The sequence below is a fragment of the Niabella aquatica genome (assembly GCF_054779315.1).
Genome location: NZ_BAAGYM010000005.1, coordinates 141,303 through 157,827, shown reverse-complemented (window position 1 = coordinate 157,827; position 16,525 = coordinate 141,303). Strand labels below are relative to the sequence as shown.

At 39.7% G+C, this 16,525-nt stretch carries 18 protein-coding genes; 9 read left to right on the top strand and 9 right to left on the bottom strand.

The genetic code is table 11. The features are described from left to right. Positions 1 to 19: 19 nt before the first annotated feature. The gene (locus tag ACYVBM_RS05645; RefSeq protein WP_460684650.1) at positions 20 to 1,195 is read right to left on the bottom strand and encodes a M48 family metalloprotease; all 1,176 of its coding nucleotides are present in this window, start codon (positions 1,193 to 1,195) and stop codon (positions 20 to 22) included. 474 nt (positions 1,196 to 1,669) lie between these two features. Here ACYVBM_RS05645 and ACYVBM_RS05640 point away from each other — a divergent pair, with 474 nt between their 5' ends. Both ACYVBM_RS05640 and ACYVBM_RS05635 read left to right on the top strand, forming a co-directional pair. After that, on the top strand, positions 1,670 to 1,918 hold the full coding sequence (locus ACYVBM_RS05640) for a hypothetical protein (protein ID WP_460684649.1): 249 nt from the start codon (positions 1,670 to 1,672) through the stop codon (positions 1,916 to 1,918). Next, on the top strand, positions 1,915 to 2,223 hold the full coding sequence (locus ACYVBM_RS05635) for a type II toxin-antitoxin system RelE/ParE family toxin (protein ID WP_460684648.1): 309 nt from the start codon (positions 1,915 to 1,917) through the stop codon (positions 2,221 to 2,223). The genes ACYVBM_RS05640 and ACYVBM_RS05635 overlap by 4 nt, the downstream gene beginning before the upstream one ends. Before the next feature lie 430 nt (positions 2,224 to 2,653). Here ACYVBM_RS05635 and ACYVBM_RS05630 read toward each other — a convergent pair whose 3' ends face one another. Then, positions 2,654 to 3,304: a hypothetical protein gene (locus ACYVBM_RS05630; RefSeq protein WP_460684647.1), complete on the bottom strand. Its 651-nt coding sequence runs from the start codon at positions 3,302 to 3,304 to the stop codon at positions 2,654 to 2,656. Between the two features lie 275 nt (positions 3,305 to 3,579). Between ACYVBM_RS05630 and ACYVBM_RS05625 the strand changes: the two genes are divergently transcribed. The 4 genes from ACYVBM_RS05625 to ACYVBM_RS05610 all read left to right on the top strand — a co-directional run bounded on the left by ACYVBM_RS05625 (position 3,580) and on the right by ACYVBM_RS05610 (position 5,435). Beyond that, positions 3,580 to 3,921: a hypothetical protein gene (locus ACYVBM_RS05625; protein WP_460684646.1), complete on the top strand. Its 342-nt coding sequence runs from the start codon at positions 3,580 to 3,582 to the stop codon at positions 3,919 to 3,921. After that, positions 3,921 to 4,472: a helix-turn-helix domain-containing protein gene (locus tag ACYVBM_RS05620; RefSeq protein ID WP_460684645.1), complete on the top strand. Its 552-nt coding sequence runs from the start codon at positions 3,921 to 3,923 to the stop codon at positions 4,470 to 4,472. Before ACYVBM_RS05625 ends, ACYVBM_RS05620 begins: the two co-directional genes overlap by 1 nt. Before the next feature lie 19 nt (positions 4,473 to 4,491). Next, entirely contained in the window at positions 4,492 to 4,920 is a 429-nt protein-coding gene (locus tag ACYVBM_RS05615) for a helix-turn-helix domain-containing protein (protein WP_460684644.1), read from the top strand. 161 nt (positions 4,921 to 5,081) lie between these two features. Continuing rightward, positions 5,082 to 5,435, top strand: a complete 354-nt coding sequence (locus ACYVBM_RS05610) for a hypothetical protein (protein WP_460684643.1) — start codon at positions 5,082 to 5,084, stop codon at positions 5,433 to 5,435. A gap of 129 nt (positions 5,436 to 5,564) precedes the next feature. On the opposite strand, the gene ACYVBM_RS05605 is transcribed toward ACYVBM_RS05610, so the two are convergent. From ACYVBM_RS05605 to ACYVBM_RS05585, 5 genes are read right to left on the bottom strand one after another with little or no spacing between them, the layout of a single operon-like run. Next, positions 5,565 to 6,149, bottom strand: a complete 585-nt coding sequence (locus tag ACYVBM_RS05605; RefSeq protein ID WP_460684642.1) for a hypothetical protein — start codon at positions 6,147 to 6,149, stop codon at positions 5,565 to 5,567. After that, positions 6,139 to 7,287: an ImmA/IrrE family metallo-endopeptidase gene (locus ACYVBM_RS05600; RefSeq protein ID WP_460684641.1), complete on the bottom strand. Its 1,149-nt coding sequence runs from the start codon at positions 7,285 to 7,287 to the stop codon at positions 6,139 to 6,141. The genes ACYVBM_RS05605 and ACYVBM_RS05600 overlap by 11 nt, the downstream gene beginning before the upstream one ends. Positions 7,288 to 7,347: 60 nt before the next feature. Continuing rightward, positions 7,348 to 9,174: a metallophosphoesterase gene (locus ACYVBM_RS05595; RefSeq protein ID WP_460684640.1), complete on the bottom strand. Its 1,827-nt coding sequence runs from the start codon at positions 9,172 to 9,174 to the stop codon at positions 7,348 to 7,350. After that, positions 9,174 to 10,193 carry a hypothetical protein gene (locus tag ACYVBM_RS05590; RefSeq protein ID WP_460684639.1) on the bottom strand — a complete coding sequence of 340 codons (1,020 nt, stop codon included), beginning with the start codon at positions 10,191 to 10,193 and terminating at the stop codon, positions 9,174 to 9,176. The genes ACYVBM_RS05595 and ACYVBM_RS05590 overlap by 1 nt, the downstream gene beginning before the upstream one ends. Further along, positions 10,190 to 11,410: a hypothetical protein gene (locus ACYVBM_RS05585; protein ID WP_460684638.1), complete on the bottom strand. Its 1,221-nt coding sequence runs from the start codon at positions 11,408 to 11,410 to the stop codon at positions 10,190 to 10,192. Before ACYVBM_RS05585 ends, ACYVBM_RS05590 begins: the two co-directional genes overlap by 4 nt. Before the next feature lie 239 nt (positions 11,411 to 11,649). Between ACYVBM_RS05585 and ACYVBM_RS05580 the strand changes: the two genes are divergently transcribed. The 3 genes from ACYVBM_RS05580 (at position 11,650) to ACYVBM_RS05570 (ending at position 13,453) form a co-directional block, all read left to right on the top strand. Then, positions 11,650 to 12,609 (top strand): HNH endonuclease, encoded by a 960-nt coding sequence (locus ACYVBM_RS05580; protein WP_460684637.1) that lies wholly within the window; start codon positions 11,650 to 11,652, stop codon positions 12,607 to 12,609. Positions 12,610 to 12,899: 290 nt separating this feature from the next. Further along, a complete protein-coding gene (locus ACYVBM_RS05575) occupies positions 12,900 to 13,151 on the top strand; it encodes a hypothetical protein (protein ID WP_460684636.1) in 252 nt (83 codons plus the stop codon). Beyond that, a complete protein-coding gene (locus tag ACYVBM_RS05570) occupies positions 13,151 to 13,453 on the top strand; it encodes a type II toxin-antitoxin system RelE/ParE family toxin (protein WP_460684635.1) in 303 nt (100 codons plus the stop codon). Before ACYVBM_RS05575 ends, ACYVBM_RS05570 begins: the two co-directional genes overlap by 1 nt. Before the next feature lie 521 nt (positions 13,454 to 13,974). Here the strand turns inward: ACYVBM_RS05570 and ACYVBM_RS05565 are convergent. Continuing rightward, on the bottom strand, positions 13,975 to 16,266 hold the full coding sequence (locus tag ACYVBM_RS05565; RefSeq protein WP_460684634.1) for a DUF2357 domain-containing protein: 2,292 nt from the start codon (positions 16,264 to 16,266) through the stop codon (positions 13,975 to 13,977). 8 nt (positions 16,267 to 16,274) lie between these two features. After that, a complete protein-coding gene (locus ACYVBM_RS05560; protein WP_460684633.1) occupies positions 16,275 to 16,511 on the bottom strand; it encodes a hypothetical protein in 237 nt (78 codons plus the stop codon). Between the last annotated feature and the right edge of the window lie 14 nt (positions 16,512 to 16,525).

Genomic DNA, 16,525 nt, shown 5'->3' with positions numbered 1-16,525 from the left:
GCTGTGTATTGTATAAGTGTTATAACTTTTCTAAAACCGAAAGCGCCTGTTTCTTTAAAGCAAGCGTCTTTTTCTGTGTCAATTTCTTTTCTTTTTTTACTACATTTAAAAATTGCTCCTCCAAAGCCAATTCATCAGCAATAGAAAAACAAAGGCCCAGCGGAGCATCTTCTAATTCCTTATCAGCCATCGAAAAATCATAGAGCACATAGGAAAAATAATCTTTTAGGCTTGCGTGTAAAGGCGCTATCGCTAATTTCATTTGCTCTTTGCTGAGTTGTTCTTTTGCCTCAGTTGCATTGAAATATTGCTGCCTTAAGGCCAAAACATGCGGCGTTTGCATCCAATCCGGCTTTAAAAGCAACTGTGCCAGTTCTTTTGTAATTAAGTTCATTTGATGCTGTTGAAACAGGTCTAATTCGTCGATGGGCGTGTGTCCCTGAATCATCTGCTTTATTTCCAACTCGGCTTCAGCACCTTTATTGTGCCAGAGCCAAATAGCCCTGGCCCTTATAAAGTTTTCAGGATGCGATACCCCGGTGGTTTTTGTTTGGGCATCCGTTAAGAAAATTTCTTCGGCCTGTTTAATGTAGCCATCTGCATTAACAGCAGTGAGCCCGGTTACTACTTTCACCAGTGACGTGATGACATCAGGATAATTACCGGCTACTAAGTATGCGCCTCTGTCACAAAAAATCTCTGTATATAATTTAAACAACCTGGCAGATTCAAAATGAGCGGGAGAGCTTCCTGCGTTATTGGCTAATGCATATATAATCCTGTCTGCAATTTCAATTTTACCATCTAATTGTGTATACAGTAACACGTGGCTCAGCTCATGACCGATAACGGCAAGCAGCTCGGCATCATTCAAAAGTTGCAATAATCTGCCACTAAAAATAATATACACTTCTTTATTCAGATACAAAACACTTGCATTCACCTCTTCTGCATTCTGGGCCTGATAAAGGTGTACAGGAAGTAACAATCCAAGCTTCTCCTTTGCTATGGATACTTTATTAAACAGCCCGGGTTCTCCCTCTTTACTGAATTGATAGGTATTTTTGAGCAGATTTAGTTTAAATTCTTTAAGCTGTGCCTCTTTATTTATGGTATTTGAGAAAAACTCCCAAATCTGTTTATTGTTTTCAAAGTAATTAGCAGTAAGCTCATGATAGGGCAAAAATTTCATCATAACGCTATTTTCATAAATTTATAGGTAAGTAACTTTAGAATATATTCAACAGAACTCCAACTTCTTATTTAACTATTAAACCCGCTGTGCTTGTATACTGTACAAAAACCAGGTAGCAGGCGGGCTGTGTACAGCAATCGGATGTTCCATTAACTAGTCAATTTTTTGTTCGGTCCTTTAAATATAGGAAAAATCCGGAACTTAGGTCTTTAATAACCTGCATCTTATATACATTGATTTTTATATAAATCTACTCACTTATAAAAAACGGTTCTTACGGAAAACCGTAACGTCTCCACCTATTCGTTGCCAGACATAGCCAAAAAATTTCAATATCTTGTAATACATTGATACTGATTCACATATTGGCGCCTTTTAGTAATAATTTTCTTACTGAAAAAATAGTAAATTTGTACTACTATCTTTTTTGCTACCAGGTAGCAGAAATAGTGAGCGTTAAAGAAAAAAGTTATTATGGATACTGCAACAATAAAAGAACAATTACATAATTATCTGGAGATAGCTGATGATAAAAAATTAAAAGCTATCTATGTAATGGTAGAGGATGAAATAAAAGAATCTTCTTTTGAGTATACCAGCGAATTAAAGAAGGAATTGGACGCTCGTTATGCTTCTTATAAAAAAGGCTCCACTAACCTGGTAACTGCGGCGGAGAGTAAACGGCGTATTGACAAACTCTTGTCCAAAGCAAAGCAAAAGTGAGTTACAAATATCATTTTCACGAGCCTGGCCAAAAAGACTATGAAGCAACACTATTGTGGTACCTTGAACAAAGCGAGAAAGCGGCATTAGGCTTTATAAATGCCGTAGACGATGCCATCGATAAGATCTGCAACTATCCGGTTAGATACAGAAACACCTACAAGTACTTTTACGAAATCGGGTTAAGGAAATATCCTTTTGTTATTATATATTCTATTGAAGAAGACATTCAGTCTGTAATCATCTGGAAAATATTTCATTATAAGAAAGATCCAAAGAAAAAATATTCGGGATTAAAGATGTAATTATCCCGTTGGTCAACGGTTCGACAGGCTGTTGTTGACAAGTGGCTTAAATCAATGTCGTCCTGATTTTCTATCACAACACCCAATTAATTTTATAGGGGCGTTTGTCTTTTGATCACAGCAAGTATTCTGTGTATAAGTTTCTTACGTACAGCATTCAGCACACTCATTTTGTTGTTTCCCTCTGCTATATTCCTTAAAAGCGGCTTTCAAAAAAGAACAGCAGTACTTCAACTATCCGGTCCGGGCAATACATCGCTACGTCAACGAGAAAAAAGCACCGTCACGCCGACCGTAGTGCCTGCCCGACTGTGGCGGGGAGACGTCTCTACATAATGCCGCCCTGTTTGTCAAATTTTTCAATCCTCGTTTTACGACAATGCTCCCATAGAAGTTCCTCCGCTATGGTCTTAACGACGGGGAAACGTCCTCACGCCACTACCAGCACCTTCCCTCCCACGGCCTTTGGGGCAGTCACTTCCGATCCGGCAGATGCCGCTTCTATGCCACCGCCCCCCTCCCGTACCCACACCAAATGCGCGGCTTCCAATAGCCTGGTCAGGCCCGTACAAATAGACATAGCGTTCAGCCGCAGCCCTGCATTGTCCGGGCTTAGCGCCGCTTCTACCAGTGCCTCCCAATCCGACAGCCACAGGGCCAGACCCTGTTGACGGAACAGCTTTGCAAACACCCGGTATGGATGGCAATATGCTTTAATGGACAAACTGCGCGGGAAATCGCCCCAGGGGTTTGGCTTGCCTATACCGCAGCAATAGTCCGCAAAGGGTGCCACCAGCCGCACAGCCGGTGAATCAATCGCCGCGCCAGTGCGCTTCCTTAGCGCATGCGCCGCCAACAGGGCAGATCGTACCACTTTCATATCCAGCAGCACATCACAGGGCGCGCTCCGCCGGTATATTTTGTCAGCAGCGGCATGGGTGGCAATCCGCCTTACCTCCCCGCGCAGGTTCTCAATATCGGCATAAGAAAAAACTTCGGCAAACACTTTCATCGGGTTCATAATGCAGTCCTTACTCCAGCATGCCGCATCAAAAGGGTCTTTAGGTGTTTTATTTTTCATGGTTACTATTTTAGTGAACATTTTGGTATTTTACAGTACCACAAAGTACCGCCACCACACAGGGATATTCAAGTTCCCATCCGTATATTTTATACCATTTTCCGGATATTTTAGCTATCTTTATAGGAGTAACTTATTGAGCGTAAAGCCTATGTTTGAACCATTGATAAATGCCCAATAATGGATGAGAAAATACAAGAACACCGGTTTTAATAAATTTTAGAAAAACAATCTATAAAATTCGGAATAAAACCGAACTTTTAATTACTTTTGCAATGCGTATAACCGGTATAAAAATATTGGTAAAGCTACAATCGAAAAACATTGGAAATAAAAAGCTATGCACTGCTATCGATCAGCTTATTCGGGACCTGGAACAGTTTGATCCAGGAACTGCATCAATAACGAAAGTTCGGAAAGATGCCGATTGTGTACATAGTGATGGTTTTTATTTTTTTGATATTCATATTCACCGTAGGTTGATCCTGGTGGAATACGATGATGAAGGAGAAGCTACTATTATATGGGCCGGATCGCACGATGATTACGAGCGGATTTTTAAAAACAATAAACTGACCATTGAAAAATGGCTCAGGAATAAAGGATACATCGAATAATGAAAACAGCATTTGATATAGAACAGCTGATAGATGTGGGTTCCATTACCAATGAGTTGGATTACGAGCGGGCTATGATAGCCGATCGCAAGCTACGCCTGCTGGCGAAAGAAAACCCGCATTTAAAAAAAAGGCGCAGCCGGCTGCGTAGCATCATTGCCGCGTATGAAAAAAAGGAATGGAACAAACACACAGTAGCCACTGCTGCTAAGCTGGCAGAAAGCAGCCGGGCGGAGCAACTGGCCGAATCTGAACGACTCTTTATTGAAAACAGGACGGCCCGGATAAAAAAGGAACTAAAAGCGCTCGATCTTACACAAGAGCAACTGGCTGCTGTTTTGGGTCATAAAAGTAAAACCCACATGTCGGAGCTCATCAATGGCGTTAAACCGTTTCAGCTAACCGATCTGCTGGTGATCAGCAAACTACTGAAGATTGATATGAAAGTGCTTATCCCTGCTTTTTTATCCGCTACAGACAGAACCAAAGTGCTGTTGGCACTGCAGCAATTGAATAACCCCCGGTTAGAAAAAAGAGCCTGGGCGCTTTAAAAAACTTAAATTTGAACCTATGACAAATACAAATGCTATGGAGAAAAAGATACACGAAGGCCGTAATGTAAAGCGTTTCCGCGAAATGCTGGGCATAAAGCAGGAAACCCTGGCCCTGGAGCTGGGCGATGACTGGAACCAAAAGAAAATATCCATACTGGAAACCAAAGAAACCATTGATGTGCCCCTGCTCCGGCAGATCTCCGCTGCATTAAAAATACCCGTGGAAGCTTTTCAGAATTTTGACGAAGAACAGGCAGTGAATGTGATTGCAAATACATTTGGTGATAACGCTTTTGGAAATTCTTTTAACTATGGAACGATGCATGTTCATCCTATTGATAAATTGCTTCAACTGCACGAGGAAAAGATTGCATTGTATGAACGAATGATGAAGGAGAAGGATGAGATGATGGCCGAGTTAAAAAGGCTAATACCGGCAAAGTAATTTTTTAGGGCGTGCCCCCGGCCCTGCCAGTGCTGCGGGGCAAGTGCACGGCCGAGGTCGGGCTATTCGCTGCTACTCCGCCACGAGGCCAACGCACAACATCTTCAGCGGGGTATCCGCTGCTATCCCTCACGCGGGGGGAAAAATAAAATCTCAAAAAGATGAACCGACATATAACAACTGCGTTCTTGTTTATTTTGGTTCTGGTTACTACATCCTGCGGCACCTTCACCCATGAAAAATTCAATTCCGAAAAATGGAAGCATTCAAATTTCGCTTCAGAAGAAACAATAAGTCTTCGTTGGGATATGATGAACGATCTTCGAAACCGCTATCATTTAGAAGGTATGACCCGTCAGGAAATTATCGATCTTTTAGGCAATCCGGATTCCGACGATAATACCGAAATTTCCTATTTTCTGGGTTACTCAAAAAAGGGCATTAACACAGGCAGCCTTACTCTAACTTTTAATGATAATGGAGCGGTGGCTAAGGTCTATGTGTATGAAGGCTGATTTTAAGGAGCATCAAATATCCAATAAGCTAGATAGGCGTAATCTGCACGAACAAAATCACATGTTTCAAGATCTAGTTTAGTAAAGCCGTTTACAAGATCTAACATTTGTTTCAAATTATATAATGTACTAACTTGATTTGTTTATCATTAGCTTAATTCGCATTGCTTCATTATGCATAATACGAAAATAGGGTTCTAATGGTCTTGCAAACGAATTATGTTGTTCTATCAAAGGTTCTAAATCGCCATCAGTTAAAATACCTATATAAAAAAGCCAACCTACTAAATGAGGGACAGTTTGTACACTTCCACTTCCCAAAATGGACTTTGCAATCTTCCTTGCATTTTGATCATCAGTCAAAAAAACTTGATTTGTTTTTTTACAAAATGCGATGGATGAGAGTTCTCCTCTGCCTAGGTGTTGGCTGTGTTCAAGAATGTCAGAATCTTGCAAATCATCTATTGATAAATAATGCGTTGGAAAGCTACCATATTTCTTTTCTTTAATTAGTCTTTTTTGAATTTCTCTGTCTTCAGTTGTAGGACTTGTTCTTACCTTAAACAGACATTCATATTCAACAAACTGAGTTATAGAAAAGTAAAAACCGTTTATTTTAACTCGGTTATATAAAATAAGAGATGAAAGCAAATTCCATATTGAACAACTATCAATTACATTTACTTTCTGACATATTGTAATATCAATTGTCATAAGCCAGTTTCAAACTAAACAGTTTAAGCAAATCAACAAGTTCTGATTCATCGCATAAAAGCATTTCTGCGAGTCTACCCGATGAAATATGCCCATTACTATACGCCTCATGACACTTTCTTACATAAAAATCACTAAGCCCCTTTTGCAAAAGATTAGATTTGGCCTCATAAATTTTTGCAGATAGGCCCTTTAGCTCAGGGTCTATTTTATCGGAGTGGGTTAAGCGAAGATTTTTAAAATGGTTATATTTTTCTCGCGATATAGCTCCGGCATTTAGCATCGCTATTGATAATGGTTCTGTATTAACTTGCAATTGTTTCGCCAACTCACGAAATCCATTATCGGTCAACAGTCGGTCTTTTATTAAATCAAATATTTCTTGTGGAATAAGAAATGCCGATGCAAATTCATTAGCACGAACTTCTCTTAAATCAAACTTTTGGCCACCATCATAATTCTCATAAGAAACAGTTACACTATTTTTATAATCAAAAATAACGTGCGCTAATTCATGGGCAAGAGTGAAATTTTGACGATAAATATCTTCAGAATAATTAACTAAAATACACTTTCCTGCTACCGGGTGATCAATAAACAAACCAGATATATTCGAATTATTTAATTTACGTCGGAAAATATGAATCCCCAATTTTCGCAATATTTGATATGGATTAAATATTGTTTTTGTGGGTTCATAGCCTAGTATTTTGCGCAGATTTTTTGCAGCTTCCCGACCATGAGATTTATAAAAATTGCCAGAAGGTGTAAATGAAAAATCAATAATTTTAAATCCGCATGCCTTAAAAACAAACTCCTCGCATTCACACAAAAACATGAACTCTTGAATTGCCCATCTATCTTCCTTCGAAAAATCATTACCATAATGTCTATATAAAATATCGGTTTGTTCTGAAGCTGCTTTTTGTTGGTTGCTTATAAAATAAATATAGTCCTGTTTATAAAAATCAGAAAAAATCAATATTTCATCTCCAGTTGGAATACTTTTACCTTCTTCAAGTTCTTTTAAACGAGACGGTTCTATTCCCGTTCTTTCCACGACCTCACCAATAGAGAGCTTAAGTTGCTCCCTATAACGACTAATCTTTTCTCCGAAAGCTTTACTATCAAACGACATTGAAAATATAGTAAAAAGGAAGTTTAAAGAACTTTCCCTTTGTTATCAACAAATTTACTACTACTTTTTAAGATATTTTGACTCATCATAAAACAAATTCACACAGCTTAAACTATCTTTATAAATAAAACACTGCTGCCTAAAGTCCTTTCCGTAAGGGCACTTTTCGACTTTTAAAGTCTTTATTGTATAAAAAGTAATATTATTAACCTCTTCATCATTCTCCTTATCAAACCATGGCTGGTTAGATAGATAATTGAAATTGAGTATATTTTTATTAATACTTTCCTGCCCAGTATAAAACAACGACACTACAAAAACATTTTTGACATTTGAAAAAAAATCACCATGTCGCTTTTTTATTAATTTCCTTATAGTTCTGCCATCATTGACAACATCTGTAATTATAAGAACATTTTGAAATTTACCATCATCATTCCCAAAATTCAATTCTTTTTCAAACTTGTGATGCTCTTCATACCTGTATGAATACGGCAGAAAAGAATATGGCATTCCATATTTCAATACCGATTTTGAAGCAATTATATTACCCTCATAACCAAGCCCAATTATTAAATCTAAATCCTTGTAGATTTCTTTTACATTTATTACGTCTGCAATAGCATTCATTAATATATCAAGCGTTTCTTTATCTTCAATTAGTTTTGATACATCAATCCAGTTATGAGCTCGAGAAGTTTCACTCCAATGAAAATGCCCAGAGTGAAAAACATTTATCTTTCTCATTTGATCATATAAAACATCAGAAAATTCGGGATCATAGTAATAGTCCGCAACTTCATTTTTATTACCATCATTTTCAACAACTTCAGAATCTAACGTTATTCTATCATCTAAATCAACTACCATCTCAGTTATATGCTCATCTATTTCAGGTGGCTTTTTTTGTGACACCGTAAATGAGTCCGGTTGATCGAATCGATCGTTAGTTCTTATATCCCACTGATATGGCAAATCATTATTATTGATTTTTTGAAGTACATAAATCTTGTTTGATAAAATGATGTCATCATTAATAGTCACCTCATAAACTTTAAATGTAGATTCATATTGCTTTGAGCTTATTGTGCCTGCATCGCTCGCGGTAAGATGCCCATTTTTTATACTTTTAGCACTATTTGAATGTTCATTTCCTGTAAACAAAAACTCTATACCAGAACTAATTAATTTACTTATAAAAACATCTCTATTAGAAGGCTCCCATTGCCCATTGTTTTTGTCTTCATACGAGGACGTCAAATTATGATGTGTACAAGCGATAACTTTAAAATCCTTTAGGCTTGGAACTTTTGCCAATTCCTCTTCAAACATTTGAAGAGGAATTATTCCTAATCTTTGCGCCAAGTTTATTTGGATACTCGAATTAAGTCCAAGAAGTAATATTGAATCATTAACTATCAGAGTACTACAAATAACCGCGTTTGGATCAAATTCTTTATGGAGTAATCCGTAATAAAATTCTGAAAAATTTTTGTACTTACATATATTAATTTCGGCTTCAGTGCTATCTTCCTTATTTACCAGTAAAATCTCCATGGATCTTCTATTAAGATCATGATCCCCAGGTAGAAGAAGTATATCTTCTGTATTAATACTGAGCCCTAAAATCATTCTATTAAGGAATTCCAATGCAAATTCAAATTCCTTTTTCTCCCCTGCATTTGTAATATCGCCAGTAACTAACAAATATATTCTTGAAGCTGGAAAATCCTTTTTAATGGTATCGATAAATCTATCAATAAATTGAAAAGAAGGCTCTTTATCTAAAGAGGTGCTCAGGTATGAATCATGAGGATTACTTTCACCGCCAATTTTCTTGTCCAGAGAAACATGAAGATCTGAAATATGTAAAATTATGCTACCCATTAAGATGGCTTCAAGTTTGTATATATATTATAGTTCAGTTCTATATTATTCTTATCACTTACGGAAAAGACCGAAATAGTTCTATCAATGTTATCTAAACGCATATCATCCCTAGTTAATGTTTCAACCTTAACAAGAGAAATATTACCTAGATATTTACCTCCAGAAAACTCAATTAAATTTTTAGTAATTTTCACTTCAGTGCCTAAACAAACCAAATCTGATACTATTATATAATTCTTGTTTTCAAAATTGGGTTTGTCTAGTTTATTGTACAATTTTGTAATCGGCCCGATTTTATCAAAAATCAATATTTGCAACTTTAGCAACTTGGACAGGATAGAAACTACAAAGGCGCTAGTTAAGCTTTGTCCTACCAAAATCGGATTTTTGTCTAAGTAAGAACTCCACTTCTTTTTTAGCTTAACTGCTAAGTAATAGATCGAAAAATATATAAAAGGAGTTTCGTGGCTTATAAATTTTTTTAAATCAATAAACGACTTTAAATAAACAAATGAAGAGGTATGAACTTTATTATACTCTACAATGTAATTTCCTTTTTTTAACCGCGATTTAAACTCTTCATAAAATATTTTTCTGCTATTTATTTCTACATCATACATCTCACAGCTCTCGTCTGAAAAAAAATAGAAGATGTCGAATCCTTTTATTGTATTTTTTACATTTTTATGATTAACAACTGTTTTAACAGATAATGAAGTCAAGATTGATGGGGCTAAGTTTATAAAAACTAGATGATACCCTAAATCTCTTACGTCCACTATTTTATCAAGTATGTTAGCTTGCAGATAGTCAATAAATTCAAAATCCAGAACGATATATTTATTATTTAAAGCTATGGATTTAATATGCTCATAAACTCTATTCACCGTTTCAAATTGAAGGCTGCGTATATAAATACCCTCATTATTATCGTTTAAATAATTAGACGAAATAACCTCCTCAGCGTGAAGTTTAAAGTAGGCATAATGTTCCGTATTTATGTGAGAAATTATCATGAAATTCTATTAGGGATTTCCACTTCAATATGTACTCCTCTAAATTTTACATTAAAAAACCTTAGGGAAGAATATTTGAAATCATTATTGTACTTGTCACATAAATTCTTGTATAGAATCTTAAAGTTGGCGAGCAATTGATTTTTAATCAGGATCATTTCATCTTTAAAACCAGACTGATCTACTTTAGTTATTAAAATTTCTTTATAAATATCATACAACCTATTTCTAAGTTTATATAAAACGTCTAGCTCATTTCTCATTCTATTTGAGATGATAATTTGGGAGTTTTCTGAATGTAGTCTAAAATACCCATTAGAATTAAGCACTACTGAAACCATTAGATCGAAGAGCCCTCTTCGATCTTTTAACGATGAGAAAAATAGAGTTTCAACTACATAATTCAAATTATGAAGTATTCTATCATTAATATTTAATAATCTCAATTCATCGAGTGATGATTTTAATTCATTAGGTTTGTATAGGAACCCTTCCTTTTTTAGTTTAAGTGATTCCTCAAAACCAATTCCATTATCTGAAATTGAGAATTTCGTAGAAAACTGATTCACAAACATTAAAGCAAATGTATTGGACTTGGAGTGCAAGACTCCATTTGTAATCAGTTCTGATAGTATTTCAATATAATAATCCGAATTAAGATAAGTATTATCGTTGTCAAATAGTAGCTCTTGAAAATGCTCTCGTACTAAATAAACATATTCAGAGATTAAAAAATCTCGCTGTTCATCTTCCGATTTATAGTTAGTTAATCTTTTTTTTAAGCTGTTATCAAATAAGGAATAACATCTAACCCTGTGTTCAGGTCTCGGATCTTTTTGACCAAATCCTCCTAAATAGTTAATGTCGAAATTTAAAATATTCCTTCCATATGGTGAATAATTATTACTACCTGCTATGTTGAAAAAACCACTCTTGAATAAAAAGTTAAGTGAATCTTTGGTGGCTTTATTATTGAACAAGTGAAATTTTAGCGGTTCCTCATAAAATTTGCTAAGTTGCTCCATTAAACTCAGTAATAAAGGAATTGTGATTGGATCAATTCTATATTTTGATTCATAAATAAAATTGTCCCCATTCTCAAAGAGTTTAAATTCAATATTATTATTATCCTTTATATATAGCGCAACATCCCTTAAGAAACTTGTGTAGAACACATATGGGGTTAAACTTTCATTATTTTTTAGAATAGTTACCATATAGCACACTAATAACGTTAAAATCCATTCTTATTAAAATCGCTAAATATTTTAGTTGCCTCAGCTTTCCAAATTGCATTGTTGTCAGCATTTAGCTGGTTATTACTTCATTAATCTGGTCAATTTTTTTTCTGGCGCTTTAAATATATAAAAAGATTTGGAATTTATATTAAAGAGGTTATTAAATATGCATGTGAAAAAATGGGTTTTACGAAAAACCGTATTGTAAATGCCTTGTATTGGCTACTAGAGGCGCTGCCTTATTTTATGTATCTTTAAGCACTTACACCACTACTATTATGGCGGATCATATACAGGAGCAAGCTCCACTACCCCATTTTAAACTAAACGAAACCCTGCAACGGGCTACGCTGCATGACCGGTATGGTGGCAACAGGCAAGCGGGCATCTCTACCCCGGCCGGGTATCCGTTTATCTTCATTTTTTCCGGGGCCACCGGCCAGCGGCATGGCTATAAGGACCAATGGGATAACGACGATGTATTTTCCTACACCGGTGAGGGCCAAACGGGCGATATGCAATTAACAAAAGGCAATTTGGCATTAGCAGAGCATCTAAACACCGGCAAGCGGGTTTTTCTATTTGAGTATGTGCAGCGGGGTTATGTACAATATAAGGGCGAGCTGGAATTGGTGGATTATGATTTTTTTGATGCCCCGGATCGGGACGGTAAACCGCGAGCGGCCATAAAATTCTTTTTTAAAAGAAAGGGTACTATCCTTCCCTACGAACCAGAACTAGAGAGTATAATGGTAAATGAGCCGCCGGCAGAACTACATTCTACCCCACCCAATGAAACCGAGCGCAAAGGCTTGGTAACCTCCCGTATTGGTCAGGGTGCTTATCGTAAAAGCGTACTCCACCGCTGGCGGTTTGCTTGTGCCGTTACCGGTTATACGAAACACGAGATATTGATAGCCTCCCATATTGTGCCCTGGCGTGATGCTAACAATTTGGAGCGGCTGGATGTGCACAACGGCATTTTGCTATCCCCGGTTTATGATGCCTTGTTTGATCAACACCTGATTAGTTTTGAAAATAACGGAAAAATCATTCTATCTGCCGCGCTGCGCACCAGCGCCTATGATAAAATAGGCGTTACCGGACGGGAAGCTATTAAAAACCTCTCGGTGCAAAATCATGCGTATTTGGAGCGGCACAGGCAAAGCTTGATATAGGTAGAGACGCCATATTGCTATTCTTCCGAAATTTATACCGAACGCGGTTTCGTTGGTCAACGGTTCGTCAGGCTTACCGTAACAGAACATGCACGCTTCCTTCACGCGAACATAAAACCTGCCAGGCACAGCCGGAAGATTGAAACATTCGTAATACATTGATACTGATTTAAATATTAGCAACTTTTAGTAATAAATTTCTTACTGAAAATTAGTAAATTTGTATCAATATCAATTTTGGAATCAGGTGCGGGAGCAATAATGAAATGGGATCAGATAAAAACAATAGCATGAGTACAGCAACTATAAGAGAGCGTCTTTATGATTATATCAGGGTGGCTGATGATAAAAAGGTAAGGGCTATTTATGCAATGCTTGAAGACACTATAGTTGAAGACCTGGAATGGTGGAACAATCAGGCTGTTGTTGAAGAACTTCAAAAAAGATATGAGGCCTGGGATAGTGGCAAAGAAAAAGGATACTCGATGTCCGATATTGACAGGGATATTGAAAAGCTTAAGAAAAAACGCGCTTCAAACTAATGACCTACACCTATGAAATTTTACTAAAAGCCCGAAAAGAACTGCTGGAAGCCTGGGAGTGGTATGAAGACAGGCAGGATGGTTTAGGGGATCGGTTTAAGAGCCAGGTATATCAAAAAATAGAGCAACTCGTTAAAACTCCTGATCGCTATCCTGAACGGAAAAAGTCATTTAGAGAAGTAAAAATTGATGTGTTCCCATATTTGCTGATTTATAAAATAGCCCGAAGGAAAAAGGTTGTTACCATAGTATCGATATTTCATACCAGCAGGAATCCCCATAAAAAATATAGTTCTAAATAAGGAAGCAACTATTCGTTGGTCAACGGTTCGTAGTTCGTCAAGCTCTCTATGACAGGCTCACCATGACAAAGGCTTTCCGTTTCTTTTATGCTATAGTTATGGAGATCCCCGTCCGAACGGTGTTCAGCCGGGCGGGCTTTGGCTGCACTGTGTTGCTCCCGATAGCTATCGGGACAGGATGACGTACACAAACCCTGCTTTCGTCGTGTTGAGCGGAGCAACGCGCAGCCGAAACACCTCTGTAATATCGGGCAGCCCGGCAATTGGGAGATCCTTCGGCTCCACTACGTTCTGCTCAGGATGGCGCGGTGAGGAGGTATTGGTCCTTATTCTTAAAACGCAAACCGGGTTTATAATACGGACGCCCGCGTGAGGGATAGAAAGGGCGGCCGCCAACAGCGGCCGGTGCGCAGCACGGAACCCCTGCATAGCCCGACCCCAGCTGTGTGCAGGCCTTAATGCGTAGCAGGCTGGGGGCACGCCCAAAAACAGCATACGATCATCCCGATAATTATAGAGGGCTAGTCCTTACCGTGGTGGATCACCTTCATGAGCTGGGCCAGGGTGGCGGTAAAGGGAAAAGCAGAGGGCCGGCCGGTGGCATAGTTGGGCAGGTTTTTAAAATTCCATTGCAGGGCGTGGAACTCCGGATCGGTTACGGGCTCTAGGTTTATGACCAGGTAATGCTCCTGCGTGGGGGAAGGATAATCCCTGCTCAACAGCTCCTGCCTTGAAAAAATGCGGGGACCATTGCTGACGATCTTCCACAACTGGCCGGAGTGCTGCTGCCCCGCGGTATGCAACAGCAGGTACCGGGCGCTTACGGTTGGCCGGTCCAGCACCAGGGCCCCTGCCCCGCTGCCGGTTCTGAAATTGTACAGCCGGTGTTTCTGGATCCACTCCAACTGCTCCGCCGATTTATAATAACCGATGAGCACAAAACTATCGTCCGGCAACAGGTCCCGGTTGGCGCCATAAGGCTCCGGCAAGGGTTCCTGTAATATATTGTCGGCCCCGGGTTGGTCTTTAAAAATATCAAACGTGTGGTAGGCCAGCTTTTCCCGCTGGGAAGTACGGTTGATAAAATGATCGATAATGGCCAGTATAAACGCTTTTAAGGCGCCGATGCCATCGTCCGTTTTAGAAGGTCGCACCGGGAAAGCCCCCAACCCGGGTATAATTTCATGAAAGCCCTGCCGGCTTAAAGCGGTATGACCCGGGTACAACACATAGGCCCCGCCGGTACGCCGGATGGCATCCTTATAGGCATGCATCTTTAGCAGGTCCGCATTTTTATAAATACCCTTATTGTTCTCCTTTTTCTCCTGCATGAGAGCGGCGGCTGAGGAAGGCTCTAAAAACTGATTGAGGTGATCAATTTTATACTTGGCATCAAAATGAATATGGGTGATGAGCTCCTGCTGCTCTGCCTCTGCCTCCGTAATGCCTGCGGGCCAGAAGGAAAGCGTATAATCCGGCCGCATGAGGGAGGTCCAGCTGCCGGCATGGGGATAATCCTTTACCCCGCTAAACGTGCGGTTGTAGCTAAAGCGGATGGACAGCTTGCGGGAACCGGCATCATACACACCATGAATGGGATAATGCCGTCCTTGCTTTAACCGCAGGTTTAACCCGTCCTCCGTTTTTTCAATGAGCTGGTGGATATCCTCCGCGTTTAATTTGAAGACGGATTGAAAGAGGGACAGCAGCTTAAAGAACAACCAGTATTCGTACAAAGTAGCTACATCTTTTTTACCACCGCGGTACACATCATCCCCACCCTGCCATACCAGCTTAGCCGCTACCTGGAACAGCAGCCAGGTGCGCAGCACTTCCCTATAGCCCTCCTTGCGCTGCAATACCGGGCTGTTGAGCCTGAGCGTGGTGGGCGCGGAAATGCTGGTGAAAAAACTATGGTGCAAAAAACCTTCCAGCGTGCGGATGAGCAGCAGCGATTCCTTATACAGCTTGCTTTGTGCGGCAGCGGCATTGTGTACATCTGTACAGAATTTTAAAAACACTTCCAGCGCTTGCTTTACAAAACGGTTCTCCGGTGTATCCACCGTGTCGGTTTTAGCAACTGCAGTAATTTTTTGGGGTACCGTAGTAAGACCTGCTTTACGCAGTGCATGATCTGCCGGCAGCTCTGTACGGTTGCTGCCTTTTAGCAACTCCTGTACCTGCGCATTGGAAAAGCGGCGTACCCGGCGTATGTCCTTTTGCTCCGGCGCATCTGCCCATTGGGTAACGGGCGCGGTAACAATGCGGTGGATGGCCTCCGCAAAATCGCCCGTACCAATAACGGATTGTATAAAGGCAAATTGCTGGTAAAGCGTGTGGCTGTCGGTTGAATGATCCACCTCCAGCGCGTGTGCCACCGGCGCGTTGGACTGTAAGATGAGGTCCGTACATTGTTCCGTAATAAACTCCAGCATATCCCGGTAATCCGTACGGTAGCTGGTTTTTACGGATTGCACTTCCAGCTCGATCCGCGTCAACGGCTCCGGGTGGTGTGCATGCAAAACCGGGATGGAAAGCGTGCCGGTAAAAATATTAGGCGCCAGGGTGCCGGTATGTGGGTTCCTTTTATGCGGAGTGATGATGTTCTCCCCCACATCGCCCAACTGGTAATCCGGGTTATTGAACGCATAATCATAAAAAGCACCTTCCACCAGCTGATATCGTGCCTCGTTGTTTTCCGCAGCGCTCTCCTCCGCATCAAACAGGGTATGCGGCTTGCGGGCATCGATGTACAGGCGCAGGCCTGTTGCGATGGTATCTAAATTGATCTCTATGGAGGTTTCTGCCTTCATGTGTTTTCCTACGCTTCGGCAAAACTGGTGAACCCGTTATCGATAGCGTCTTTGTACATGCGGGTTATTTTTTCCAGCGACAACGGGTACAGCACGCGGTCGTCCTTTTCAAAATCAAAACCGGTGGCTTCAAAAACTTCCTGTTCGATATTGCCATTGCCTTTCAAACAAAGCGATCCTAAAGTGCTGAGCACGGGTGTTAATTTGCGACGCGATCCGTGCAATTTGGGCAATAGCTTTTGCATCAGGGCAATGTCCA

Coding starts and splice junctions, on each gene's coding strand:
- ACYVBM_RS05645 (WP_460684650.1), bottom strand. CDS start 1,195: ATGATGAAATTTTTGCCCTATCATGAGCTTACTGCTAATTACTTTGAA.
- ACYVBM_RS05640 (WP_460684649.1), top strand. CDS start 1,670: ATGGATACTGCAACAATAAAAGAACAATTACATAATTATCTGGAGATA.
- ACYVBM_RS05630 (WP_460684647.1), bottom strand. CDS start 3,304: ATGAAAAATAAAACACCTAAAGACCCTTTTGATGCGGCATGCTGGAGT.
- ACYVBM_RS05625 (WP_460684646.1), top strand. CDS start 3,580: ATGCGTATAACCGGTATAAAAATATTGGTAAAGCTACAATCGAAAAAC.
- ACYVBM_RS05620 (WP_460684645.1), top strand. CDS start 3,921: ATGAAAACAGCATTTGATATAGAACAGCTGATAGATGTGGGTTCCATT.
- ACYVBM_RS05615 (WP_460684644.1), top strand. CDS start 4,492: ATGACAAATACAAATGCTATGGAGAAAAAGATACACGAAGGCCGTAAT.
- ACYVBM_RS05610 (WP_460684643.1), top strand. CDS start 5,082: ATGAACCGACATATAACAACTGCGTTCTTGTTTATTTTGGTTCTGGTT.
- ACYVBM_RS05605 (WP_460684642.1), bottom strand. CDS start 6,149: ATGACAATTGATATTACAATATGTCAGAAAGTAAATGTAATTGATAGT.
- ACYVBM_RS05600 (WP_460684641.1), bottom strand. CDS start 7,287: ATGTCGTTTGATAGTAAAGCTTTCGGAGAAAAGATTAGTCGTTATAGG.
- ACYVBM_RS05595 (WP_460684640.1), bottom strand. CDS start 9,174: ATGGGTAGCATAATTTTACATATTTCAGATCTTCATGTTTCTCTGGAC.
- ACYVBM_RS05590 (WP_460684639.1), bottom strand. CDS start 10,193: ATGATAATTTCTCACATAAATACGGAACATTATGCCTACTTTAAACTT.
- ACYVBM_RS05585 (WP_460684638.1), bottom strand. CDS start 11,410: ATGGTAACTATTCTAAAAAATAATGAAAGTTTAACCCCATATGTGTTC.
- ACYVBM_RS05575 (WP_460684636.1), top strand. CDS start 12,900: ATGAGTACAGCAACTATAAGAGAGCGTCTTTATGATTATATCAGGGTG.
- ACYVBM_RS05570 (WP_460684635.1), top strand. CDS start 13,151: ATGACCTACACCTATGAAATTTTACTAAAAGCCCGAAAAGAACTGCTG.
- ACYVBM_RS05565 (WP_460684634.1), bottom strand. CDS start 16,266: ATGAAGGCAGAAACCTCCATAGAGATCAATTTAGATACCATCGCAACA.
- ACYVBM_RS05560 (WP_460684633.1), bottom strand. CDS start 16,511: ATGCAAAAGCTATTGCCCAAATTGCACGGATCGCGTCGCAAATTAACA.